Here is a 23817-nt window from a genome sequence, read left to right on the forward strand (position 1 = left end):
CCGACGGAAGCGAGCCCCCCGTGCGCCTAGAGCTCCGCGGGATCACGAAGGTCTTCGGACCGCTCGTGGCCAACGACCACATCGACATCACGGTCGAGCCCGGCCAGATCCACGCCCTCCTGGGCGAGAACGGAGCCGGCAAGTCCACACTCATGAACGTCCTGTACGGGCTCTACCGGCCCGACGGCGGCGAGATCCTCATCGACGGCGAGCCCGTCACCTTCAGCGGGCCCGGTGACGCCGTGGCCGCCGGCATCGGCATGGTCCATCAGCACTTCATGCTCGTGCCCGTCTTCACCGTCGCCGAGTCCGTCGCCCTGGGCTACGAGCCCACCAGGGCGGCCGGCGTCATCGACGCCAGGGCCGCCGCCGCCAGGGTCAGGGAGATCTCGGAGCGCTTCGGCTTCGACGTCCGCCCCGAGGCGTACATCGAGGACCTCCCCGTCGGCGTCCAGCAGCGCGTCGAGATCATCAAGGCCCTCTCCCGCGACGCCAAGGTCCTCATCCTGGATGAGCCCACCGCCGTGCTCACTCCCCAGGAGACCGACGAGCTCATGGACATCATGCGCGAGCTCAAGGCCGCAGGGACCTCCATCGTCTTCATCACCCACAAGCTCCGCGAGATCCGCGAGGTCGCGGACACGATCACCGTGATCCGCCGCGGCAAGGTCGTCGGCACCGCGCTGCCGACCGCCTCCGCGACCGAGCTCGCCGGCCTCATGGTCGGGCACGAGGTCTCCCTCTCCGTGGAGAAGGCCCCCGCCCGGCCCGGTGAGGTCGGCCTCGAGCTCAAGGACGTCACCGTCGTCGACGACGGCGTCCCCCTCCTCGACGACGTCAGCCTCGAGGTCCGCGACGGGGAGATCCTCGGCGTCGCCGGCGTCCAGGGAAACGGCCAGACCGAGCTCGGCGAGGTCATCCTCGGCCTCACCGCCCCCGCAGCGGGGGCCGTCGCCTTCGGCGGCCGCGACGTCACGCACCTGTCCGTCCACCAGCGCCTCGGCGCCGGGCTCGGCTTCGTCCCCGAGGACCGGTCAGCAGATGGCATGGTCGCCGGCTTCTCCATCGCGGAGAACATGATCCTCGACCGCTACGACGACCCGGCCTTCGGGGCGGGCCCCTCGATCAGTCCCGCCAAGGTGCGCGCCAACGCCGAGCACCTGCGCGACGAGTTCGACGTGCGCGTCAACGACGTCGGCGACCCGATCTCCACCCTGTCCGGCGGCAACGCCCAGAAGGCGATCCTCGCCCGCGAGCTCTCCCGGCCGCTCAAGGCCCTCGTCGCCTCCCAGCCGACCCGCGGCCTCGACGTCGGCTCCATCGAGTTCGTCCACAAGCGCATCGTCGAGGAGCGCGACAACGGCACCGCCGTCCTCATCATCTCCAGCGAGCTCGACGAGGTGTACGCCCTCTCCGACCGCATCGCCGTCATGTACCACGGCCGCGTCGTCGGGATCGTCGGCCCGGAGACCCCGCGCGACGTCCTCGGCCTCATGATGGCCGGCGTCCCGCTCGAGGAGGCCCTGTCCCGCACGGACACCGACGCCTCCGCGGCGGACCCCGAGGCCGAGTCCACCGGCGCGGCCGGCGGAGCCGCCCTCCTCGGGATCGACGAGTCCGAGCTCGTCACCGACGCCGACGCCGACGGCGCGGTCGCCGGCTCCGGGGCCCGCACCGCGACCGAGGACCCGGGCCGCACCACCGCCGAGGCGGCGATCGCCGCCACGGACGCGGAGGCGACCACCGCACCCACCACGAGCGAGGAGAACCGATGAGCCAGGCCACCACCGCGCCGGCCGCCGGCACCGCCGACGAGCACCGAGAGGCCAGGCCGCCCGTGCTCCGTCAGATCGCAGAGTCGAGCGTCCTCATGGGCGTCCTCGCCGTCTTCACCGCGATGATCGTGGGGTCCGTCCTCATCCTCATCGCGGACCCGGACGTGCGGGCCGCCTCCACCTACTTCTTCGCCCGACCGAGTGACTGGTTCAACGCCGCGGGCACCTCGCTCTCCGAGGCCTACACCGCGCTCGTCCGAGGCAGCATCTTCGACTGGCAGGCCACGACGACGGCCCGCATGTGGCGCCCCATGACGGAGACCCTCACGGTCGCCACGCCCCTCATCCTCGCCGGGCTCGGCATGGCCGTCGCCTTCCGCGCGGGCCTGTTCAACGTGGGCGGCCAGGGCCAGATCATGCTCGGGGCGATCCTCGGCGGCTACGCCGGCTTCGCCTGGAACCTGCCCGCGGGCGTGCACCTGCTCGTCGCCATCATCGGCGCCATCCTCGGTGGCGCGATCTGGGGCGGCATCTCGGGCGTTCTCAAGGCGACCACAGGGGCGAGCGAGGTCATCACGACCATCATGCTCAACTCGATCGCCACCTTCCTCCTGGCGCACGTCCTCACCACCGACGCCTTCATCGGCAAGGGCAACGCGAACCCCAAGTCGCTGTCCGTCGCCGACAACGCCGAGTACCCCCTCCTCCTTGGCGACTCCTTCCGCCTCCACCTCGGCTTCGTCGTCGCCCTCCTCGCGGCGGTCCTCGTGTGGTGGCTCCTCGAGCGCAGCGAGATCGGCTTCCAGTTCCGCGCCACCGGTCTCAACCCCGACGCGGCCCGCACCGCCGGCATCAACGTGCCCAAGGTGACCGCCCTCGTCATGATCGTCTCCGGCGCCCTGTGCGGCCTCGCCGCCACCGGTCCCGTCCTCGGCACCCAGCACTACCTCACGACCTCGATCGCCGGAACCGTCGGCTTCGACGCCATGACGGTGGCGCTCCTCGGCCGCTCGACCCCGCTCGGCACGGTCCTGGCCGGCCTGCTCTTCGGAGCCCTCACCGCCGGAGGCACGACCATGCAGGCGGCCACCGGCACCCCGATCGACATCGTCCTGGTCCTCCAGTCCACGATCGTCCTCTTCATCGCCGCCCCGCCGCTCGTCCGCGCGATCTACCACCTGCCCGCGCCGGGCTCGTGGAAGCGCAAGCAGCGCGACGCCGCGCGAGCCTCGTCCCACGACGCCGCCACCCCGACCACCGCCGGACAGGAGGCCTGAGTCATGAGCGCCACCACCGCCACCACGACCAGCGGCTCGACGGCCGTCACCGCCGGCGAGGTCCGCGAGCCCGTCGCCCTCAAGGTGCCCGTCACGGGCGTCGTCGTCTCCCTCCTCTGCGCCCTCATGGCCGCCACCGCCCACGGAACGACATCCTTCAAGGTGGCGACCAGCGCCGACTTCTTCCAGATCTCCGACGTCACCGTCGGTGCCCGCGGCACGATCCTCGCGATGCTCGTCCTGGCCTTGGCGGCGACCGCCTTCGCGTGGGTCCGGGCCGTCGCCCGCCGCCGCGTGGCCACCTGGGTCGGCGTCGTCCTCGGTCTCGCCTTCGTCCTGGCCTTCCTCACGTGGGCCGGTGCCGGCCGCTCGACCGTCATGCCGCTCGTGACGATCCTGTCCTCGACCCTCGCCCTCTCCGTGCCGCTCGTCTTCGGCGGGCTCGCCGGCGTCGTCGGAGAGCGCTCCGGAACGATCAACATCGCCATCGAGGGCCAGCTGCTCGGCGGGGCCTTCCTCGGCGCGGTCGTCGCCTCGGCCGCCGGCAGTCCCTGGGTGGGACTTCTCGCCGCACCGCTCGCCGGCGTCCTCGTCGCCCTGCTCCTGGCCCTGTTCGGCCTCAAGTACCGGGTCAACCAGGTCGTCGTCGGCGTCGTCCTCAACGTCCTCGTGTCCGGCCTGACCAGCTTCCTGTTCTCCACCGTGCTGACGGACTCGAAGAACCTCAACCAGGCCATGCACCTGCCGACGCTGCTGATCCCGGGCCTCGCCCAGATCCCCGTCATCGGCCCCGTGCTCTTCAAGCAGACGATCCTCGTGTACCTCATGTACGCGGCCGTCGCCGTGCTCTCCTTCATGCTCTTCCGCTCCCGCTGGGGCCTGCGCATGCGCGCGGTCGGCGAGCACCCCAAGGCCGCCGACACCGTGGGCATCAAGGTCATGCGCACCCGCGTCAACAACCTGATGCTCGGCGGCGCGCTCGCCGGCCTCGGCGGAGCCTTCTTCACCATCGGCTCCGGCCTGTCCTTCACCAAGGACATCTCCGCCGGCAACGGCTACATCGCCCTGGCCGCCATGATCCTCGGAGCCTGGAACCCGGTCGGCACGCTCTACGCGGCGCTGCTCTTCGGCTTCGCGACCTCCGTTGGTCAGACCCTGTCCGTCGTCGGCACCCCGATCCCGTCGAACTTCATCCTCATGATCCCCTACATCGTGACGATCCTCGCCGTCGCCGGCTTCGTCGGGAAGGTGCGCGCCCCCGCCGCGGAGGGCGTCCCCTACCCGTGACCGGCGCTCCAGCACGGTCCCGTGACGGCCGCTCCCGCACCCGCGGGGGCGGCCGTCGCCCTCCCCGCCGAGATCGGCTGTTCTCCGCGCCGAGATTGGTACATCCTCATGACGAGGCCATGGTGCGGTGCCGGGGCCGCGCGGCGACGCGCGCGGGTGGGCTCAGGATCGCGAGCGATCGGGGCGCTGCGCGATGATGGTCCTGTGACCACAGCAGCACAGGACGTCCCGCCCATCGACGACGTGACCTGGGAGCGGCTGCGCGCCCTCGCCGTCGAGGCCATGGAGCACGCCTACGCCCCGTACTCGCGCTTCCGGGTCGGAGCCGCGGCCCTCGTCGACGACGGCCGCCTAGTGTCCGGCTGCAACGTCGAGAACGCCGGATACGGCGTCGCGCTGTGCGCTGAGTGCGGCCTCGTCTCCGAGCTCGTGCGCACGGGGGGAGGCCGCCTCGTCGCCTTCGCCTGCGTCGACGGGCGCGGCGAGCCCTGCTCGCCGTGCGGCCGCTGCCGCCAGGTCCTCTCCGAGCACGCCGCCCCCGGCATGCTGCTCGCCATGCCCGCGGGCACGATGACCATCGACGAGGTCCTTCCCGGCCGCTTCACCGACGGCGACCTCGCCGCGGTCCCCGGCGCCGCCACCGCAGACCACCACTGAGGAGAACCATGACCACCACCCCCGCCGTCGAGCCCTTCGACGCCGTCGACGTCATCGCCGCCAAGCGCGACCGCGCCCGCCTCACCGACGCCCAGATCGACTGGGTCATCGACGCCTACACCCGCGGCGTCGTCGCCGACGAGCAGATGAGCGCCCTGGCCATGGCGATCTACCTCAACGGGATGGACCGCGCCGAGATCGCCCGCTGGACCGACGCCATGATCCGCTCCGGCGAGCGCATGGACTTCTCCGGCCTCGGCCGACCCACCGCGGACAAGCACTCGACCGGCGGCGTCGGGGACAAGATCACCCTGCCCCTCGCCCCGCTGGTCGCGGTCTTCGGAGTCTCCGTTCCCCAGCTCTCCGGTCGCGGCCTCGGGCACACCGGCGGCACCCTCGACAAGCTCGAGTCGGTCCCCGGCTGGCGGGCCGCCCTGTCCAACGACGAGATCGACGCGATGCTCGGCGTCGACGGCCCCGGCGCCGTCATCTGCGCCGCCGGAAGCGGCCTCGCCCCCGCGGACAAGAAGCTCTACGCGCTGCGCGACACCACGGGCACAGTCTCCTGCGTGCCGCTCATCGCCTCGTCGATCATGAGCAAGAAGATCGCCGAGGGCACTGGAGCCCTCGTCCTCGACGTCAAGGTCGGCTCCGGCGCCTTCATGAAGGAGATGGCTGACGCCCGGGAGCTCGCGGAGACGATGGTCGCCCTGGGCAAGGACGCCGGGACCACCACCCGCGCGCTCCTCACCGACATGTCGACCCCGCTCGGCCTCACCGCCGGCAACGCCCTCGAGGTCCGCGAGTCCCTCGAGGTCCTCGCCGGCGGCGGCCCGAAGGACGTCGTCGACCTCACCGTGGCGCTCGCCTCCGAGATGCTCGCCGCCGCCGGCCACCCGGTCGAGGAGCCCGAGCTGCGTGCCGCCCTCGCCGACGGCCGCGCCATGGACGTCTGGCACGAGATGATCGCCCGCCAGGACGGCGACCCTGACGCGCCCCTGCCCGTCGCGCCCGAGACCGAGACCGTCACCGCCCCCGACGACGGCGTGCTCACCGAGCTCGACGCGCTGAGCGTCGGCGTGGCCGCATGGCGCCTCGGAGCCGGGCGCGCTCGCAAGGAGGACCCGGTCCAGGCGGTCGCGGGCGTCGAGATGCACGCCAAGCCGGGCGACACCGTCCGCAAGGGGCAGACGCTCCTCACGCTCCACACGGCGACGCCCGAGCGCTTCGGCCGCGCGCTCGAGGCCCTGGCGGGCGGGCTCACCATCTCCGAGCCCGGCTCCCAGGCCTCCGCTGACGCCGTCGCCCGCCGGGAGGCCGGTGTCGTCCTCGACCGGATCGGCTGAGCCGTGGCGCAGCAGGATGACCGCGTGAGTGAGGTGGACGGGAACGGAATCCCGGCACCGGCACGGGCACCGATCGCCGGCGCCCCGACCGGGGCCGCCCTCGAGGACGCCCTCGCGGGCCGGTTCCTGCGCTACAGCGCGATCCCCAGCCAGTCCGACGCATCACGCACCGAGCTGCCTACGAGCGAGGGGCAGCGCGAGCTCGCCCGGTTGCTCGCCACCGAGCTCACGGCAGCAGGCGCCGCCGACGTCCACCTCTCGGAGACCAGCGTCCTCACGGCTCGGGTCCCTGCCACGGACCCGAGCGCCCCGGCCATCGGCTTCTGCACCCACCTCGACACCGTCGACTCCGGCCTGAGCCCCGTCGTGCGCGCCCGTGCCGTCGACTACGACGGCGTCTCGGACGGCGGAGACCTCATCCAGGACCCCGCCACGGGCGCCCGGATCCGCCTGACCGAGCACCCCGAGCTCGCCCGCTACGCCGGGCAGCGGATCCTCGTCTCCGACGGCACGAGCGTGCTCGGCGCCGACGACAAGGCCGGCGTCTCCACCGTCATGCAGCTCGCCTGCGACCTGCTCACCGCCGACGCGGCAGGGGAGGGGGAGCCGCACGGCGACGTCGTCCTCTCCTTCGTCCCCGACGAGGAGATCGGCCTGCGCGGCGTGCGCACCATGGACCTGGGCCGCTTCGACGTCGCCTGGGCCTACACGCTCGACTCCTGCGAGATCGGCGAGGTCGTCGAGGAGACCTTCAACGCCGCCACCTGCACCCTGCGGGTCGCGGGCGTCGCCACCCACCCGATGAGCGGCAAGGGCGTCCTCGTCAACCCGATCCTCATCGCCTCGGAGCTCATCGCCCGCCTCGACCCGCTCGAGACCCCCGAGCACACCGAGGACCGGGAGGGCTACGTCTGGGTCCACGACGTCGTCGGCGACCAGTCGACGTGCACGCTCACCATCTCCATCCGGGACCACGACCGGGCCGGCTACGAGGAGAAGAAGAACCGGCTGCGACGGATCGTCGACGAGGTCGCCGCGGCCCATCCCCGGGCCGGTTTCGCGCTCGAGGTCGACGACGTCTACGCCAACCTCGCCGACGCCCGTACCCCGGGCAACGAGCACGCCCTGACGCACGTGCGCACCGCGCTCGAGCGCCTCGGCATCGCCCCGATCCCGCTCGCCATGCGCGGCGGAACCGACGGCTCCTGGCTCTCGACGCAGGGGATCTTCACGCCCAACGTGTTCACGGGAGCCCACAACTTCCACTCCGCCGCCGAGCTCCTGCCGCTGCCCTCCTTCGCGGCGTCCTACCGCGTGTGCCGCGAGCTCGTGCGTCTCGCCGCGGGACGCTGAACCCGTAGCCTTCACCCAGAGCCCGGCCCGCCCCGGCCGGCGTCACCACCCCGACCCGAGAGGAACCCCATGAGCCAGCGCAGCGACGTCGCCGCCATCATTGACCACACCCTCCTCAAGCCCGAGTCCACCGGTGAGCAGGTCGCCGCGCTCATCGCGCAGGCGGCCGAGCTCGGCACCTTCTCCGTGTGCGTCTCTCCGAACCAGCTGCCGGTCGAGGTCCCCGAGGGACTGAAGGTCGCCACCGTGTGCGGCTTCCCCTCCGGCGCGCACGCCACGAGCGTCAAGGCCGCCGAGGCCGCCGACTCCGTGGCCAAGGGCGCGGACGAGGTCGACATGGTCGTCAACCTCAAGCAGGTCAAGGAGCATGACTACGACGCCGTGGAGGCGGACGTCCGGGCCGTCAAGGAGGCCGTGGGGGAGCACCTCCTCAAGGTCATCATCGAGTCCGCCGCCCTCACCGACGACGAGATCGTCGCCGTGTGCGAGGCCTCCGAACGGGCCGGCGCCGACTTCGTCAAGACGTCGACGGGCTTCCACCCGGCCGGCGGCGCCTCCGTCCACGCCGTCGAGCTCATGCGCGCCACCGTCGGCGACCGGCTCGGGGTCAAGGCCTCGGGCGGCATCCGCGACGCTGAGACCGCCCTCGCCATGATCGAGGCCGGTGCGAGCCGCCTCGGTGTCTCCGCGAGCGTCGCGATCCTGGAGGGACTCGAGGGCTGAGTCCTCGCTCAACCGACCTCGGTGAGGTACGGCGCGGCCCCGGTCAGCGATCACTGACCCGGGCCGGGCCGTCCGTCTCAGGTGCTCAGGCGATGCCGAGCACGCCGCGCAGGTCGGACTTGATCTCCTCGAGGCGCTCGGCGGCCGTGCGACGCGCGACCTCGACCGGGTCTTCCGCGTCCACCGGCACGACGACCTCGCAGTAGCACTTGAGCTTGGGCTCGGTGCCGGAGGGGCGGATGACGACGCGGTCGTCGTCGGCGGTCTTGAAGATGAGGCCGTCCGTGGGCGGGAGCTGCTTCCCGTTCCCGTCGCTGGCGCCGTCGAGGAGGTCGAAGACGTCGACGACGGGGGAGCCAGCCAGGCGGGCAGGGGCGCCGCCGGCGCGCAGGCGCTCCATAGAGTCGGTGATGAAGGAGCGGTCCTCGACGCGCACGCTCAGCGGGCTCGTCGCGTACAGCCCGTGCTCGCGGGCGAGGCGGTCGAGGAGGTCCGTGATCGTCCGCCCCTGCTGCTTGAGGACGCTCGCCAGGACGGCGAGGCGCACCGAGGCGGAGATGCCGTCCTTGTCCCGCACGGACAGCGGGTCGACGCAGTACCCGAGGGCCTCCTCGTAGCCGTAGACGAGGTGCGGCACGCGGCTGATCCACTTGAAGCCGGTGAGCGTGATGCGGTGGCCGAGGCCGTGCGCCTGGGCGATGCGGCGCAGGAGCCGGGAGGAGACGATGGAGTTCGCGAGGATCCCGGTGCCGGTGAAGGAGGCGAGCTCGGCCGCCTGCTCTCCGAGCACGGAGCCGACCTCGTCACCGGTGAGCTGGCGCCAGCCGCCGGGGGCGTGCTCGTCGGGGACGGCCGCGGAGCAGCGGTCGGCGTCGGGGTCGTTGGCGAGGACGAGGTCCGCGCCGACCTCCTTTGCCAGTGCCAGGGAGAGGTCGAGGGCGCCGGGCTCCTCCGGATTCGGGAAGGAAACGGTGGGGAAGTCCGGGTCCGGCTCGAACTGCTCGGGGACGACGACGACGTCGTCGAAGCCGGCGCGGTACAGGGCCTCGCGGCAGATCTCGCCGCCCACGCCGTGCATGGCGGTGAGGACGATCTTGAGCGGGGCGGCGGCGCCGGTGCGCGCGACGCGGGAGGCGACGTCCGTGTACTCCTCGATGAGCTCGGTGCCGATGGTCTCCCAGCCGGACTCCGGCATGGGGACGTCGGCGAGGGCGCCGACGGCGGCGATCCGGGAGGCGATCTCGCCGTCGTAGGGCGGGACGATCTGGGCGCCCTGGCCGGAGTCGGTGACGGCGCGGCCACCGAGGTACACCTTGTAGCCGTTGTCCTGAGGCGGGTTGTGCGAGGCGGTCACCATGACGCCGGCGTCGGCGCCGAGGCTGCGCAGGGCGAAGGCGAGGACCGGGGTGGGGGCGCAGCGGTCGAAGAGGATCGCCCTGCCCCCGGCCCCGGTGACGACGCTGGCGGTGTCGCGCGCGAAGACGTCGGAGTTGTGCCGGGCGTCGTACCCGATGACGACCGTGAAGCCCTCTCCGAGGGTCTCGCGCAGGTAGGCGGCCAGGCCGGCTGCCGCGCGGATGACGACGACGCGGTTCATGCGGTTGGGGCCGCCGCCGAGGCGGCCGCGCAGCCCGGCGGTGCCGAACTGGAGCGTTCCGGAGAAGGCGTCGGCGAGCTCGGCCGTGGCGGCCTCCCGCTCGGAGGGGGTGCCGGCCTGGGAGGTGGTGAGGAGGGCACGGAGCTCGTCACGGGTGGCGGCGTCGGGATCCTCGTCGATCCAGGCGTTGACGGCGTTCATGAGAGAGGTCTGGTCAGCGTTGAGAGCGGCCTCGGGGGACTGGGTCATGCATCCGACGCTACCGGGACGACGACGCGGATCGCGTGTGTCGTGACCGTGCTCATGGGTGGTGGTGACCACAGGTGCGGCGCGCGCTCGCAACGTTTCCGCGTGCTCGTCCGCGCGCGTGCCGTGGCTCACGGCACCGGCGTCCCCGTCACCTCGTCGCCGTTCAGCTTGAGTAGATCGAGCATCGACCGCATACTTATGTGCTCATCACAGGCGGGCGAGGTTAGTCTCGGATGCGGCCCGGGGCGAGAGCGGCGGGCCTCGTGGGGGCGTCGTCCCGCCCCCCGGCGCGCGTGCAGCAGGCATGATGTGAGGATGAGCACGCAGCACCCCGACGACGCACGCACGAGCACGACGACGACGCAGAGCGCCGGCACCGGTCGACCGACCGCCCCTGACGCCTCCGAGACGGGGGCGGAGCGCTCGCGCCCGGCGGGAGCCGCCGTCGCCGGTGCCCCGGCCGGCGCCCCGAGCCTGCGTCGCACCGACCTCGACCCCGGCGCCTCGCCCGTGCGCCAGGGCCTGCGGGTCGTCATCCTCGGCGGCGGCCCCGGCGGCTACGAGGCCGCCCTCGTCGCGGCCCAGCTCGGGGCGCGCACCCAGCTCATCGAGGCCAAGGGCATCGGCGGCTCCGCCGTTCTCACGGACGTCGTCCCGTCCAAGACCCTCATCGCCACCGCCGAGTGGCTCACCACCACCGAGCAGGCCCACGAGCTCGGCATCACCGTCGGTGACGGCGAGCAGGTCGCTCACGTCGACCTCGGGGCCGTCAACGGCCGGGTGCGCGGTCTCGCCGGTGACCAGTCGCGCGACCTCACCGCGCGCATGGCCGAGAAGGGCATCGAGGTGATCCGCGGCCGCGGTCGTCTCGGGACGCTCGACGACGAGGGGGTCCGCACCGTCCACGTCGCCGAGGGCGACGGCCGCGAGGCCGGGGTCGAGCGCGACCTGCTCGCCGACGTCGTCCTCGTCTCCACCGGCGCCCGCCCGCGCGTCCTGCCGGACGCGGCGCCCGACGGCAGGCGGATCCTCACCTGGACCCAGCTCTACGACCTCGCCGAGCTCCCCGAGCACCTCATCGTCGTCGGCTCCGGCGTGACCGGTGCGGAGTTCGCCGGCGCCTACCTCGCGCTCGGCTCCCGTGTCACCCTCGTCTCCAGCCGCGATCGGGTCCTCCCCACTGTCGACGCGGACGCCGCGAACCTCGTCGAGGCCGGCTTCCGGCGCCGAGGCATGGAGGTCCTCTCCGGCGCTCGTGCCCAGGCTGCCCGGGTCGTGGGGGAGGGGACCGAGGACGAGCGCGTCGAGGTGACCCTCGCTGACGGACGGGTCGTCTCGGGATCGCACTGCCTCATGGCGGTCGGCGCCGTCCCCGCAACCGACGGGATCGGCCTGGAGGAGGCGGGCGTCGGCGTCACGGAGTCCGGCCACGTCCGGGTGGACCGGGTCTCGCGCACGACGGCCTACCGCGTCTACGCCGCCGGCGACTGCACCGGCGTCCTCCCGCTCGCCTCCGTCGCCGCCATGCAGGGGCGCACCGCCATGCGCCACGCCCTCGGCGACGCCGTCGCCCCGCTCGCCGTCGAGACCGTCGCCCAGGCGGTCTTCACCGTCCCCGAGATCGCCGCCATCGGCATCACCGAGGCCGAGGCCTCCACCGGCGAGTACGACGCCGTCTCCACGACCGTCCCGCTCGCGCGCAACCCGAGGGCGAAGATGCTCGGCCTCAACGAGGGCTTCATCAAGCTCTTCTCGCAGCGCCGCACGGGGGAGGTCCTCGGCGGCGTCGTCGTCGGCACCCGGGCCAGCGAGCAGATCCTCGCCGTCACCCTGGCGGTCACGCACCGCCTCACCGTCGAGCAGATGATGAACGCCTTCAGCGTCTACCCGTCCCTGTCCGGCACGCTCACGGAGGCGGCGCGCCAGCTCCACGTGCGCTGACGCGAGGGGTTGGGCACCGGGCGGGATCGTGATCATCTCGTGACCTCACATCCTGGTCTCCCGGATCAGTCAGTGCGGCATAGGGTTCAGTTATGCCCTACTGCCTGAGTGCGGAGGTCCCTGCCTCCGCCTGCTCCGTCACGCCCGCGGCACCCGCGGACGCGTCCGAGGCCGCCCGCGTCCTCGCCGAGGCCTTCCAGGACGACGCGCCCTTGCGCGCCACGCTGGGCCTGCACGGACCCGTGCCACCCTCGCGCTCCGCCGGCCTCTTCGCCTGCATCCTCGAGGACGGGCCGCTGCCCTCCGGCACCGTCGACGTCGCCCGGATCGACGGACGGATCGTCGGGGTCGGGGTGTGGATCTGCCCCACGGGCACCCACGTCGGCCTGCGCGGTCACGCGCGCACCCTGCCGCGCTACGTGCGCGCCCTGGGGCTGTCCGGCGCGCTGCGCGCCGCCCGCACCGACGACGTCGTGGCGGCGCACCGCCCGCAGCGGCCGTCCTGGTACCTCAAGGTCCTCGGAGTCGCCCCCGAGCACCGAGGCCGGGGGATCGGCACCGCGCTCATGCGCTACCGGCTCGCGATCATCGACGCCGAGGACGACGACGCCTACCTCGAGTCCTCGACCCCCGAGTCGGGACGCGTCTACGAGCGCCTCGGCTTCACTCCCATGCGCCCGGTCGAGGCGTGGGAAGGCGCGCGACCGTGGGCGATGTGGCGCGAGCGGGTCTCCCACCGCGGCGGCCAGGACTGAGGTCCGGGACTCAGGCTCCCGGTCGCCGGAGCGAGTGCCAGAGCGGCTCGAGCTCGAAGCCGAGCGCCTTGTTCATGGCGAGGCTGCCGGCGTTGACCGCGGCCCCGCCGGTGCCCCACACGCGTGCTCCCAGTGAGTAGGTCGTGAGGATGCTGAGCGCCTTGACGGCCTTCGCGAGGCCGTGGCGCCGGTGCTTGCGCGCGACGGCGGTCCGGTCGACCTCCCAGCGGTCCTCGTCCTCGAGATGCTCGATCGTCGTGAAGGCGGCGAGGGACCCGTCAGCGGCGCGGGCGCCGAAGGCGAGCCAGCGGTCAGTGCGCAGAAGCTCCTCGAGATCGTCCGGCGCGGGTGTCGCGGGTGTCGCAGGCGTGGCGGGGTAGTCGGGGAGCACGGCGGCCTGAAGCGTGCGAAGGTCCTCGGCGTCCTGGGCGTGCAGCCGCTCCACGGAGTAGCCGTCGTCCTGGGCCACTGCCACCGCGTCGAGGAGGAGGGAGAGGTCGGCGTCGTCGCCGAGGCGGAGCCGGGCGCCCCATGACTCCGCGACGACCTCCCAGCCCTCCGCGAGGAGCCGGGCGTGCTCGGGGTCGTCCTCGCGCAGGATCCGGATGCTGTCGTCCTGAGTAGAGGTCACGGCACCGACCGTACCCTGGCCGCATGAGCGAGCAGCCCGAGAGCCCCGGACCCGCCAGCGCCCCCGTCGTCCTGCCCGCGCTGGACGGCGACCCCGTCGAGATCGCCCGCGGTCTCGTCGACGTCCGCTCCGTCTCCGGGGAGGAGACCGGGCTCGCCGACGCCGTCGAGCTTGCTCTGCGGACCTACGACCACCTCGAGGTCCTGCGGCACGGAGACACCGTCGTCGCGCGGACCAACCTGGGCCTCGCAGAGCGCGTCATCGTCGCCGGGCACCTCGACACCGTGCCCGTCGCCGTCACGCCCGACCAGCCGGAGGGCAACGTCCCCGGTCGCCTCGAGACCCGCGACGGCGCGGAGGTCCTGTGGGGGCGCGGCTCGGTCGACATGAAGGGCGGCGACGCCGTCATCCTCCACCTCGCGGCCACCCTCACCGCCCCGCGCCGCGACGTCACCTGGGTCCTCTACGACCACGAGGAGGTCGAGGCCTCCCTCAACGGACTCGGCCGTGCGCTCGACGCCCACCCCGACTGGTTCACGGCGGACCTCGCCGTCCTCGGCGAGCCAACCGCGGGCGACATCGAGGGCGGCTGCAACGGCACCCTCCGCCTCATCCTCGACGTGCCGGGTCGTGCCGCCCACTCCGGGCGCGCCTGGGTGGGCGCCAACGCCGTCCACGCCGCGGGCGTGCTGATCGGTCGCGCCGCCGCCGCGCCCGTGCGCACCGTCGACGTCGAGGGCCTCGCCTACCGCGAGGGCTTCAACGTCACCCTCATCGAGGGTGGCGTGGCCGCGAACACTATCCCGCCGTCGTGCAGGATCGCCGTCAACTACCGCTTCGCTCCGGACCTCCCGGCCGAGGCCGCGCTCGCCCGCGCCAAGCGCGTCCTCGCGGGCCTGCCCGTCGACGGGAGCGGCGACGACGGTGCGACCGACCCCGTTATCGACGGCGGCACCGGTCCCGTCACCGTCACTCTGGACGACCTCAGCCCGGCCGCCCGCCCCGGCCTCGACTCGCCGCTCGCCGCCGAGCTCATCGACGCGGTGCGCCGGCGCGGGGGAGCGGTCGGTCCCAAGTACGGGTGGACCGACGTCGCCCGCTTCTCCGCAGCCGGGATCCCGGCCGTCAACCTCGGCCCCGGCGACGCCCTCCTCGCCCACACCGACGACGAGCACTGCCCCGTCGGCCAGGTGCGCGGCGTGGCCGAGGTCCTGCGCGACTGGCTCTCCTGAGCTCGCGCTCGCGGCGGGGGCGGCCGCGTTCACCCGGCGGCCGGGTGTTGTTCAGGGAGCACGCCCGCGACGGGTGGATCATTCCCCCTATGACCAAGAGAGAGTCCTACCGCAAGGGTCCGGTGCTGCTGCGCGGCACCCAGATCCCCGCCCAGACGACCGACGCGCGCCTCCTGGCCAGCCGGGACGACACCGACTGGCTCCACAACGACCCGTGGCGCGTCATGCGCATCCAGGCCGAGTTCGTCGAGGGCTTCGGCGCGCTCGCAGAGCTCGGGCCCGCGGTCAGCGTGTTCGGCTCGGCGCGCACGAGCCCCGACGCCCCCTCCTACGCCGTCGCCGAGGAGATTGGCCGCCGACTGTCCGACGCCGGCTACGCGGTCATCACGGGAGGCGGTCCCGGCGCCATGGAGGCCGCCAACAAGGGTGCCCAGGAGGCGGGCGGCGTCAGCGTCGGCCTCGGCATCGAGCTCCCGCACGAGCAGGGCATGAACGAGTACGTCGACCTCGGCGTCAGCTTCCGCTACTTCTTCGCCCGCAAGACGATGTTCGTCAAGTACTCCGACGGCTTCGTCGTCATGCCGGGCGGATTCGGGACCATGGACGAGCTCTTCGAGGCTCTCACCCTCGTCCAGACGCGCAAGGTCCTCTCCTTCCCCGTGGTCCTCGTGGGACGGGAGTACTGGGGCGGCCTGGTTGACTGGATCCGCTCGACGCTCGTCGAGGCGGGCACCGTCTCCCCGGAGGACCCCGACCTCCTCCACGTCGTCGACACCGCTGAGGAGGCCGTCGAGCTCGTCGTCGGCACCGCGAGGCGGGTTCGTGCCGACGCCGCGGCGCAGGCGGCGGCCGAGGCCGCCGCTCAGGCCGTGGAGGCCGCCGACGCGATGGAGTGAGGCGCTCGACTGGATCGTGCCGTGGCGTCAGCAAAGTGGTTGAACCTGAATGGAGTCGGCCACCTTTGCCCGCTGCTTGCGGGTTCCATACGGTAAGATCCACCTGGTAGCGCGGGGAGGATCCGCGGAAACGCACCGAAAGGGGAGCCCATGGCTGCCATGAAGCCCAGGACCGGAGACGGGCCGCTCGAGGTCGTCAAGGAAGGCCGCTCGATCATCATGCGGGTACCGCTCGAGGGCGGCGGCCGCCTCGTCGTCGAGATCACCCCGGACGAGATCAAGGAGCTCCAGGAGGCTCTGTCCTCCGTCAAGATCTGAGCGCCACGGCCGTCACGCGCCACTGACGCGTCGCGCGGAGCCGCCGCCCGTGAGGCGGAACGGTACGAGAGAGGACCGGGTCCCCCGTGAGGGACCCGGTCCTTCGTCGTGCCGGCAGGGCGGCCTCAGGCCGACGTCCGGCGGCGTGGTCCGCTTCTCAGGCGGCCTGCACCGCGACGAGGAGGCCGTCGCCGACGGGCAGGAGCGTCGTGAGCATGTCCTCCCGCTCGCGCAGACGGCGACCGAGCTCGCGGGCCGCGACGGTCTGGGCGTCGCGGCGCGCGGGGTCACCGACGTGGTCGTTCTGAAGGGCGTGCGTCACCACCAGGGCTCCGCCCGCCCGGAGCATGCGAATGGCGCTCTCGGCGAGCTCGGCGGCCTCCTCCGGGTCGATGTCGAGGACGACCATGTCGTAGGAGCGGGCGGCCATGCGGGGCATGACGTCGGCCGCTCGGCCCTGGATGAGGCGCGTGCGCGACGACGGGTACCCGGCGGCCTCGAAGGAACGACGGGCCTCGCGCTGGAGCTCGGCCTCGACGTCGATCGTGGTGAGGACACCCGCCGGGCCCATGCCGTCCAGGAGCCAGAGACCTGACACGCCGGTGCCTGTGCCGATCTCCGCGACGGAGCGGGCGCCCACGGCGGCGGTCAGCATGCGCAGGGCGGCACCCGTGCCGACGGAGACAGGATCCGTGCCCAGCTCGACACCGCGCACCCGTGCCTGGGCGGCGGGCTCGCCCTCCGAGGCGAAGTCCTCCGTGTAGGACCAGCTGAGGGTCTTGTCAGCACTCACGATGTGGCCTTTCCTAACCTGCGTCCTGGCTCGACGCGCCGTGCCGGGCCGCGCGCGGCGCGCGTCGGCTGCGCGCTCATTGTTCCAGGTCCGCGTCCCGGGCGGGCGCATGGTGCCGTGGCGATGCGCACGCGGGCGGCGTGGGACGGCGCACGTCCGCCGCGCGGGCCGCTCCCTATACTTGCCGCGTGTTCGGCATCTCCGGTGGCGAGTTCCTCGTCATCCTCCTCGTCATCGCCATCGTGGTCGGCCCGCAGCGCCTGCCCGAGTACACCCGCACGGTCACGCAGTGGGTGCGTCAGCTGCGTCTCTTCCTCGACAACGCCAAGCAGCAGATCGCTGAGGAGGTCGGCCCCGAGCTCGCGGACATCAACCTCTCCGACCTCGACCCGCGCAACTACGACCCGCGCAAGATCGTCCGTGACGCCCTCGGAGAGGACATCGACGCGATCCGCAAGGACTTCGAGAACCCCATCAAGTCGGTCGTCGACGCCGCCCGCGGCAGCGCCGACGAGGCCGCCGGGGAGGTCAACGCGGAGGTCAACGCCGGTACCACCAACAAGTCGCTCAAGCAGATGATCGACGACAAGGCCGAGGAGACGCGTGCCGCCCGTGCCGTGGCGTCGGGTGCCACGGCGACCGGCGCGGCCGCTGCCGTCGCCGCCACCGGTGACGCCCGTGACGCCACCAGCGAGGACGCTGCCGACGCTGCCACCGCCGAGGAAGCCGCCCGTGTCGCGGGGGTGACGGACGCGGAGACGGCCGCGCGCACCGGCGCGACCGCCCAGGACGAGACCTCCACCGAGGACTCCACGGGTGCTGGTGAGCCCGAGGCCGCCATCGAGGCTGCGGGGGACGAGTCCGGCGGGCCGCGTGCCGCCGCCGACGATGACGACGAGGTCGAGGACCCGGAGCGCCGCGTCTTCCTCGCCGGCGCCGCGGAGTCCGCCGGCGACGTCGTCGAGGACGTCGCCGGGATCCTCGACCCCACCGACACGATCGAGGACGCCCTCGCGGACCGAGCGGGTGAGACCGCCGAGGCCGATGGTGCTGAGCAGGTCGAGGCAGCCGCTCCCGCGCCCCATGGCGTCCTCGTCGGAACCGGTGCCGGCGCCCCAGCCGACCCGGCTCCCGAGCGCACCGCTCCCGTCGTCCCCTCCTCACTCGTCGCGCCGGTTGACGGCGCTCCACGAGCCTCGGCGGAGCGCGTGCGCCCCGTCTCGCCGCGCGACATCGTGCGCGCTGCCAACGAGGCCGCGCGGACCCGCGCCGAGGCAGCCCGCGCCCGCGTCGACGCCTGAGAGGCCGACGAGCCGTCAGCCTCTCTCCCCGAGCACGAGGACGGGGCCCGCCCACCAATCGCTTCGTGGGCGGGCCCCGTCCTTCGTCCCGTGCCGCCAGGTCGCCCTCCCGGGCGCGGGACGTCAGCTGTTGACCGGGCTCACACCGAGCCGCATGCCGGAAAGGCCGCGCTTCACGTGCCCGAGCTGCTGCGCGACGCGCGAGAGCTCGAGCGCCGCCGGGGCGTCCGCCGCCGGCTTGCCGCCGTCGGCGACCGTCGCCGGGGTGCCCGTGTCCGAGCCCTCCCGCAGCCGGATGTCGAGCGGGAGCTGCGCGAGCAGCGGCACCTCGTAGCCGAGGGTCGCCGAGAGGGACTCGCTCACGGCCTGGCCGCCGCCGGAGCCGAAGATCTCGAGCCGTGAGCCGTCGGGCTGCGGCATGTAGGACATGTTCTCGATGACGCCGACGACCTTCTGGTGGGTCTGCGTCGCGATGAGCCCCGTGCGCTCCGCGACCTCCGCAGCGGCCTGCTGTGGCGTCGTCACGACGAGGATCTCGGCGTTCGGCAGGAGCTGCGCCACGGAGATGGTGACGTCGCCGGTGCCGGGCGGGAGGTCGAGGAGGAGGACGTCGAGGTCGCCCCAGAAGACGTCGGAGAGGAACTGCTGGACGGCGCGGTGCAGCATGGGGCCGCGCCAGACGACCGGCTGCTTGTCCTCGACGAACATGCCGATCGAGATGACCTTCACGTCGTGCGCCACGGGCGGGACGATCATGCCGTCGAGCTGCGTGGGGACCTGGTCGACGCCGAGCATGCGGGGGATCGAGAAGCCGTAGATGTCCGCGTCGACGACGCCCACGGACAGACCCTGCGCCGCCAGGGCCGCGGCGAGGTTCGCGGTGACCGAGGACTTGCCGACGCCGCCCTTGCCTGAGGTGACCGCGTAGACCTTGGTGAGGCTGCCGGGCTTCGTGAAGGGGATGACCGGCTCAGCGGCGCCTCCGCGCAGACGCGTGCGCAGCTCGGCTCGCTGCTCGTCGTTCATGACGCCCATACGGACCTGCACGTCGGTGACGCCGTCGATGGCGCCGACCTCCTTGCGGGTGTCCGCGGTGATCGTGTCCCGGAGCGGACATCCCGAGACCGTGAGGAGGACCCCGACGGTGACGACGCCGTCGTCGCTGATCTCGACGGACTCGACCATGCCGAGATCGGTGATGGGCCGCCGGATCTCCGGATCGATGACGCGGGTGAGAGCCTCGCGTACCTGCTCTTCGGTGGGGATGGACATGAGCCCATCCTACGGGTGGCCCAGAGGCCCTCCGTCGTGGTGAGGAGCACGTGGCGGGCGAGTCGTCCTCTCGGCTGAGAGAATCCCGGGCCGGGGACGCATAGGGTTGTTAGTACCACGACGACAGCGACGGCAGCGCCGCCCCGACTCACGAGACAAGCACCCCCACGTCGATGACCTCCACCCACGAGCCCCGACCCGGCCGCCCCCGGACCGGCGGCTCCACCAGCCGCGAGCCGGGCAGCGCCGCCCGCTCCGCGGCCGCCCTCCGCGCCCAGCGCGCCGCCCGAGCACGCGCGGGCTCCGACGGCAGCGGCTCCGCCCGCGCCACGACGCCCGTCCCGAACCGCGGCACGAGTGGACGCCGCCCCGGCGTCGCCAGCGCCAGGACCGGGCGCCCCGGCACGCGCACGGCCGTGCGACCGCCGGCCGCCCGGCCCCCGCGACGCGGGGCCGCGCCCCGCCCGACGGGCCCCCGCCGGGGACGGATCGTCGGCGTCGACGGCCTGCGCGCCGTCGCGGTCGCCCTCGTCCTCGTCTACCACCTGCTCCCGCGCGCCATGGCCGGCGGCATGGTCGGCGTCGACGCCTTCTTCGTCATCTCCGGCTTCCTCATCACGACCCTCCTCGTCGACGAGCGGCGCCGCACGGGTCGCACCGACCTCAAGCGCTTCTGGAGCCGCCGCCTGCGGCGCATCGTCCCGGCGCTGCTCCTGGCCGTCGTCGTCGTCGTGTCCCTCGCCGCGGCGCTGGGCGGGGACGTCCTCCTGGGCGTGCGCCGCCAGGTTCTCGGCGCCGCTGCCCTCGTCTACAACTGGGTGGAGATCGCCGCCGGCTCGAGCTACTTCGACCAGGCCCAGCCCCTCCTTCTGACCAACGTGTGGTCGCTCGCGGTCGAGGAGCAGTTCTACGTCGTCTGGCCTCTCGTCCTCATCCTCCTGCTCGCCGGCCGCACGGACCGCCGGGCCACGAGGCGCGCCGCCGTCGGAGCCCTCGTCCTGTCGGTCGCCTCCTTCGTCTGGGCGGGCGTGCTCGCCGCCCACGGCGCCTCGTCCTCGCGCACGTACATGGGAACGGACGCCCACGCCTTCGGGCTCATGCTCGGAGCCGCCCTGGCCCTGTGGCACGGGCGCGCCCTCGACCCCGAGCTCCCCGCCGCGCCCCCGCGCGCGAGGAGCCTGCGCGGGGCCCTCGGCTGGGTCGGGCTCGCCGGCCTCCTCGTGGTCGGTCGCGTCGCCGACGACGGCGCGCGCGGCGCGGGCCCCTTCCAGACGACCTGCTGGCTCGCCCTCGCCTCCGTCCTGACGGCCCTCATCCTCCAGTCCCTCACCCGCGAGGTCGCCGAGGCACCCGGCCCAGCCGCGATCCTGCCGCGGATCCTCGAGGCCAAGCCGCTGGGCTGGCTCGGGACCCGCTCCTACGGCCTCTACCTGTGGCACTGGCCGCTGTGGGTCCTCGCCTTCTACGCGGCCCCGGCCGCCACCTCTCCGGGGGCCGTCGCCGCCTCGGTCACGGTCGTCAGCGTCGTCGTCGCGGAGCTGTCCTACCGCTTCATCGAGACCCCGATCCGGCGCGACGGCGTCGCGGCGTGGCTGCGCTCCGCCCGCGGGATGACCAGCCGCGGCCTCGTCTCACTCAGCGCCGCCGTCACCGTCGTCGTCATGCTCGTCGCCCTCGCCTTCGCCGCGCAGCCGCGGGAGTCGAGCGCCCAGCAGGCCATCGAGGCCGGCGCCCTCGCCCTGGCGACCCCGAGCGCCCAGCCGTCGGCCACCGCCTCCGCGAGCGGTACCCCGAGCGCCCCGCCGTCGGCCACCCCGGCCCCCTCCGCGACAGCCTCGCCCGGCGCGAGCGCCACCCCGACCGCGACGCCCGCCCCGAGCCAGGTCCCGGCCGACGGCGCCGCCGTGCCGGGCGACCAGGTCGAGGTCATCGGCGACTCCGTGGCCCTCGCCTCGGCGCCCTCGATGGAGGCGCTCTTCCCCGGGGTGGGCGTCGACGCCAAGGTCTCGCGCAACTACACGGCGGCCCTCCAGACGCTCGCCGCGGCCGACGCCGCCTACGGCGCCCGCACGTACGTGGTCGTCGGGCTCGCCACCAACGCCGGCGTCTCCGAGGACCAGCTGAACGCGCTGCTGGCCGCGATCGGCGAGGACCGCGACCTCATCCTCGTGACCGGCTACGGACCGGCCCGCACCACCTGGATCCCCGGTGCGAACGATGAGATCCGCTCCTTCGCCGCCGAGCACCCCGACCGGGTCGCCGTCGCGGCCTGGGACGAGGCCATCAAGGGCCATGAGGACCTGCTCGCCCAGGACCAGGTGCACCCCGGCCCCGAGGGCGGCGCCATCTACGCCCAGGCGGTCAACCAGGCCATCGCCTCACTCGCCAAGCACTGAGGGGCGCCAGGCACTACGGGGACGGGCTCCTCAGACCCGGTCGTCCGCGGTGCCGGGCTGCTGCCGCGGATCGACGGTGTCCGCGCGCGGCTCGTCGTCGTCCTCGTCGGCGAGCTCCTCGACGATCTCACCGACGATCTCCTCGCGGGAGCGGCGCTCCTCAGCGAGGATCTCCTCCATGACGTCGCGCAGCTCGGAGCGCACGAAGTCACGGGTCGCGACGTCGTTCATCGCCAGGCGCAGCGAGGCGATCTCACGGGTGAGGAACTCGGTGTCCTGGAGGTTCGACTCGGCGCGCTGACGGTCCTGCTCGGCCATGACGCGGTCACGGTCGTCCTGGCGGTTCTGGGCCAGCAGGATGAGGGGCGCCGAGTACGACGCCTGGAGCGAGAGCATGAGCGTGAGGGCCGTGAAGCCCAGCGAGGCCTTGTCGAAGCGCAGCGACTCCGGGCCCCAGCTGTTCCACGCCATCCAGACGAAGACGAAGACGGTCAGCCAGATGAGGAAGGTGGGCGTGCCCGAGAATCGCGCGATCGCCTCGGCGACGCGACCCGAGGTGTCCGACTTGGAGGCGGCGCCGCGGGACGGGTTCGTCCAGCGCATCCAGCGCGAGCGGCCCTTGGCCAGGGGCTGGTCGAGCGAGGAGTCAGGCATTGGCGTTCCTCTCGATGGTCTCGTCGGTCACCTCGTCGTCGTTGTCGCGCCAGTCGGCCGGCATGAGGTGGTCGAGGACGTCGTCGACGGAGACCGCGCCGAGGAGGCGCCCGGAGTCGTCGACGACCGGGTAGGCGGTGAGGTTGTAGGTCGCGAGCAGTCGCGTCACGGTACCGATCGAGTCGTCCGGCCCGATCTGCTCGAGGTCGTTGTCGACGATGGAGCCGACCATGCGCTGGGGGCGCTCGCGCAGCGCACGCTGGAGGTGGATCATCCCGAGGAACCGGCCCGTCGGGGCCTCCAGGGGCGGGCGGCACACGAAGGCGACGGCCGCGAGGGCCGGCGGCACCTCGGACTTGCGGGCGTGCGCGAGGAAGGTCGCGACGGTCGCCTCGGGCGGCAGGATGATCGGCTCGGTCGTCATGAGGCCGCCGGCCGTGTACTCGTCGTAGGTCATGAGGCGACGGACGTCCTCCGCCTCGTCGGGCTGCATGAGTCCGAGCAGCTCGGCCGCCTTCTCCTGGGGGAGCTCGCCGACGAGGTCGGCCGCGTCGTCCGGCTCCATCGCGTCGAGCACGTCGGCCGCTCGAGCCGTGTCGAGGGCGGAGATGAGGGCGACGGCGTCGTCGTCGGAGAACTCCTCGACGGCGTCGGCCAGGCGCTCGTCGGAGAGCTCGGCGGCGACCTCGACCTGACGGGGTAGCGGCAGGTCGGACAGCACGTCGGCGAGGTCGGCGGGCTTGAGGTCCTCCATCGTGGCGAGCAGCGCCGTCGCGCCCTGCTGGGCCGTCGATCCGGCCAGGCCCGTCACCTCGTCGGGACGCACGTTGAAGGTCTCGCCCCGACGCAGGCCGAGCGGGCCGGACGAGGCGCGCTGCACGAACAGGCGCGTCACCTTCCAGTCCTTCTCCCGGTCGCGCTCGATGGCGACGTCGCGGACGGTCACGGAGTCCCCGGAGTCGCGCAGGGTGACGACCCGGTCGAGGAGCTCTCCGACGACGAGGGTCTCGACCGCGCGCTGCGAGAAGCGGCGGATGTTGACCAGGCCGGTCGTGATGACGGCGCCCGGCTCGATGGCTGTGACGCGCGACAGCGGCAGGAAGACGCGGCGTCGGCCGGAGACGTCGATGACGAAGCCGACCGCGCGGGGCTCGCCGCGCAGGCGGATGAGGACGACGACGTCGTGGACCTTGCCGACGGCGTCGCCGAGGGGGTCGAAGACGGTGGTGCCCACGAGGCGGGCGACGAAGACCCGCGAGGTCCCGCCGCGGGACTGGCTCGAGCGCGTCGTCACGGGGCGCGAGGGTGCGGTCGTCGTGCTGCTGTTCTCCACGGGCACACCCTATGCGCCCACGGTGGACAGG

20 protein-coding genes are annotated in these 23817 nt (G+C 73.0%); 14 read left to right on the plus strand and 6 right to left on the minus strand.

Going from position 1 to position 23817, the window contains the following annotated elements; translation table 11 throughout:
* Positions 1-20 precede the first annotated feature (20 nt).
* From IXW69_RS02305 to deoC, 7 genes are all read left to right on the plus strand, one after another.
* Positions 21-1775, plus strand: a complete 1755-nt coding sequence (locus tag IXW69_RS02305) for an ABC transporter ATP-binding protein (protein ID WP_194784762.1) — start codon at positions 21-23, stop codon at positions 1773-1775.
* Positions 1772-3052 (plus strand): ABC transporter permease, encoded by a 1281-nt coding sequence (locus tag IXW69_RS02310; RefSeq protein ID WP_194784763.1) that lies wholly within the window; start codon positions 1772-1774, stop codon positions 3050-3052. The genes IXW69_RS02305 and IXW69_RS02310 overlap by 4 nt, the downstream gene beginning before the upstream one ends.
* Positions 3053-3055: 3 nt before the next feature.
* A complete protein-coding gene (locus IXW69_RS02315) occupies positions 3056-4339 on the plus strand; it encodes an ABC transporter permease (protein WP_194784764.1) in 1284 nt (427 codons plus the stop codon).
* A gap of 204 nt (positions 4340-4543) precedes the next feature.
* The gene (locus IXW69_RS02320) at positions 4544-4996 is read left to right on the plus strand and encodes a cytidine deaminase (protein WP_407646514.1); all 453 of its coding nucleotides are present in this window, start codon (positions 4544-4546) and stop codon (positions 4994-4996) included.
* Positions 4997-5004: 8 nt separating this feature from the next.
* Positions 5005-6342 (plus strand): thymidine phosphorylase, encoded by a 1338-nt coding sequence (locus IXW69_RS02325; protein ID WP_194784765.1) that lies wholly within the window; start codon positions 5005-5007, stop codon positions 6340-6342.
* Between the two features lie 24 nt (positions 6343-6366).
* A complete protein-coding gene (locus IXW69_RS02330; protein WP_323745126.1) occupies positions 6367-7695 on the plus strand; it encodes a peptidase T in 1329 nt (442 codons plus the stop codon).
* Between the two features lie 69 nt (positions 7696-7764).
* Positions 7765-8418, plus strand: a complete 654-nt coding sequence (gene deoC, locus IXW69_RS02335; RefSeq protein ID WP_194784766.1) for a deoxyribose-phosphate aldolase — start codon at positions 7765-7767, stop codon at positions 8416-8418.
* A gap of 85 nt (positions 8419-8503) precedes the next feature.
* Here deoC and IXW69_RS02340 read toward each other — a convergent pair whose 3' ends face one another.
* Positions 8504-10264, minus strand: a complete 1761-nt coding sequence (locus tag IXW69_RS02340; RefSeq protein ID WP_194784767.1) for a phospho-sugar mutase — start codon at positions 10262-10264, stop codon at positions 8504-8506.
* A 315-nt stretch (positions 10265-10579) separates the two neighbouring features.
* On the opposite strand from IXW69_RS02340, the gene IXW69_RS02345 reads away from it, so the two are divergent.
* Together IXW69_RS02345 and IXW69_RS02350 are read left to right on the plus strand one after the other, a co-directional pair.
* On the plus strand, positions 10580-12205 hold the full coding sequence (locus IXW69_RS02345; protein ID WP_194784768.1) for an NAD(P)H-quinone dehydrogenase: 1626 nt from the start codon (positions 10580-10582) through the stop codon (positions 12203-12205).
* Between the two features lie 92 nt (positions 12206-12297).
* On the plus strand, positions 12298-12960 hold the full coding sequence (locus tag IXW69_RS02350) for a GNAT family N-acetyltransferase (RefSeq protein ID WP_194784769.1): 663 nt from the start codon (positions 12298-12300) through the stop codon (positions 12958-12960).
* A gap of 10 nt (positions 12961-12970) precedes the next feature.
* Here IXW69_RS02350 and IXW69_RS02355 read toward each other — a convergent pair whose 3' ends face one another.
* A complete protein-coding gene (locus IXW69_RS02355) occupies positions 12971-13591 on the minus strand; it encodes a GNAT family N-acetyltransferase (RefSeq protein WP_194784770.1) in 621 nt (206 codons plus the stop codon).
* A 23-nt stretch (positions 13592-13614) separates the two neighbouring features.
* Between IXW69_RS02355 and dapE the strand changes: the two genes are divergently transcribed.
* From dapE to IXW69_RS02370, 3 genes are all read left to right on the plus strand, one after another.
* Positions 13615-14823: a succinyl-diaminopimelate desuccinylase gene (gene dapE, locus IXW69_RS02360; protein WP_194784771.1), complete on the plus strand. Its 1209-nt coding sequence runs from the start codon at positions 13615-13617 to the stop codon at positions 14821-14823.
* Positions 14824-14912: 89 nt separating this feature from the next.
* Positions 14913-15719 (plus strand): LOG family protein, encoded by an 807-nt coding sequence (locus tag IXW69_RS02365; RefSeq protein ID WP_194784772.1) that lies wholly within the window; start codon positions 14913-14915, stop codon positions 15717-15719.
* A gap of 150 nt (positions 15720-15869) precedes the next feature.
* Positions 15870-16037: a DUF3117 domain-containing protein gene (locus tag IXW69_RS02370; protein ID WP_194784773.1), complete on the plus strand. Its 168-nt coding sequence runs from the start codon at positions 15870-15872 to the stop codon at positions 16035-16037.
* Positions 16038-16194: 157 nt separating this feature from the next.
* Here the strand turns inward: IXW69_RS02370 and IXW69_RS02375 are convergent, their stop codons facing one another.
* Complete coding sequence (locus IXW69_RS02375; RefSeq protein ID WP_194784774.1) at positions 16195-16830, minus strand: O-methyltransferase; 636 nt, start codon at positions 16828-16830, stop codon at positions 16195-16197.
* A gap of 188 nt (positions 16831-17018) precedes the next feature.
* Here IXW69_RS02375 and IXW69_RS02380 point away from each other — a divergent pair, with 188 nt between their 5' ends.
* Positions 17019-18131, plus strand: a complete 1113-nt coding sequence (locus tag IXW69_RS02380; RefSeq protein ID WP_194784775.1) for a twin-arginine translocase TatA/TatE family subunit — start codon at positions 17019-17021, stop codon at positions 18129-18131.
* Positions 18132-18254: 123 nt separating this feature from the next.
* Here IXW69_RS02380 and IXW69_RS02385 read toward each other — a convergent pair whose 3' ends face one another.
* The gene (locus IXW69_RS02385; protein WP_194784776.1) at positions 18255-19403 is read right to left on the minus strand and encodes an Mrp/NBP35 family ATP-binding protein; all 1149 of its coding nucleotides are present in this window, start codon (positions 19401-19403) and stop codon (positions 18255-18257) included.
* A gap of 173 nt (positions 19404-19576) precedes the next feature.
* Here IXW69_RS02385 and IXW69_RS02390 point away from each other — a divergent pair, with 173 nt between their 5' ends.
* Entirely contained in the window at positions 19577-21799 is a 2223-nt protein-coding gene (locus tag IXW69_RS02390) for an acyltransferase family protein (protein ID WP_228524516.1), read from the plus strand.
* Between the two features lie 30 nt (positions 21800-21829).
* Here the strand turns inward: IXW69_RS02390 and IXW69_RS02395 are convergent, their stop codons facing one another.
* Together IXW69_RS02395 and IXW69_RS02400 are read right to left on the minus strand one after the other, a co-directional pair.
* Positions 21830-22453, minus strand: coding sequence for a DUF1003 domain-containing protein (locus IXW69_RS02395; protein WP_194784777.1), 624 nt, complete (start codon positions 22451-22453; stop codon positions 21830-21832).
* Positions 22446-23747 carry a magnesium transporter MgtE N-terminal domain-containing protein gene (locus IXW69_RS02400; protein ID WP_323745130.1) on the minus strand — a complete coding sequence of 434 codons (1302 nt, stop codon included), beginning with the start codon at positions 23745-23747 and terminating at the stop codon, positions 22446-22448. Before IXW69_RS02400 ends, IXW69_RS02395 begins: the two co-directional genes overlap by 8 nt.
* Positions 23748-23817 lie beyond the last annotated feature (70 nt).

The sequence above is a fragment of the Actinomyces haliotis genome (genome assembly GCF_015355765.1).
Taxonomy (GTDB): Bacteria; Actinomycetota; Actinomycetes; order Actinomycetales; family Actinomycetaceae; genus Actinomyces; species Actinomyces haliotis.

What these genes read in the sequence shown, in the direction of transcription:
- IXW69_RS02310 (WP_194784763.1), top strand. Translation starts at nt 1,772, where the DNA reads ATGAGCCAGGCCACCACCGCGCCGGCCGCCGGCACCGCCGACGAGCAC.
- IXW69_RS02315 (WP_194784764.1), top strand. Translation starts at nt 3,056, where the DNA reads ATGAGCGCCACCACCGCCACCACGACCAGCGGCTCGACGGCCGTCACC.
- IXW69_RS02325 (WP_194784765.1), top strand. Translation starts at nt 5,005, where the DNA reads ATGACCACCACCCCCGCCGTCGAGCCCTTCGACGCCGTCGACGTCATC.
- deoC (WP_194784766.1), top strand. Translation starts at nt 7,765, where the DNA reads ATGAGCCAGCGCAGCGACGTCGCCGCCATCATTGACCACACCCTCCTC.
- IXW69_RS02340 (WP_194784767.1), bottom strand. Translation starts at nt 10,264, where the DNA reads ATGACCCAGTCCCCCGAGGCCGCTCTCAACGCTGACCAGACCTCTCTC.
- IXW69_RS02345 (WP_194784768.1), top strand. Translation starts at nt 10,580, where the DNA reads ATGAGCACGCAGCACCCCGACGACGCACGCACGAGCACGACGACGACG.
- IXW69_RS02350 (WP_194784769.1), top strand. Translation starts at nt 12,298, where the DNA reads ATGCCCTACTGCCTGAGTGCGGAGGTCCCTGCCTCCGCCTGCTCCGTC.
- dapE (WP_194784771.1), top strand. Translation starts at nt 13,615, where the DNA reads ATGAGCGAGCAGCCCGAGAGCCCCGGACCCGCCAGCGCCCCCGTCGTC.
- IXW69_RS02365 (WP_194784772.1), top strand. Translation starts at nt 14,913, where the DNA reads ATGACCAAGAGAGAGTCCTACCGCAAGGGTCCGGTGCTGCTGCGCGGC.
- IXW69_RS02370 (WP_194784773.1), top strand. Translation starts at nt 15,870, where the DNA reads ATGGCTGCCATGAAGCCCAGGACCGGAGACGGGCCGCTCGAGGTCGTC.
- IXW69_RS02385 (WP_194784776.1), bottom strand. Translation starts at nt 19,403, where the DNA reads ATGTCCATCCCCACCGAAGAGCAGGTACGCGAGGCTCTCACCCGCGTC.
- IXW69_RS02390 (WP_228524516.1), top strand. Translation starts at nt 19,577, where the DNA reads ATGACCTCCACCCACGAGCCCCGACCCGGCCGCCCCCGGACCGGCGGC.
- IXW69_RS02395 (WP_194784777.1), bottom strand. Translation starts at nt 22,453, where the DNA reads ATGCCTGACTCCTCGCTCGACCAGCCCCTGGCCAAGGGCCGCTCGCGC.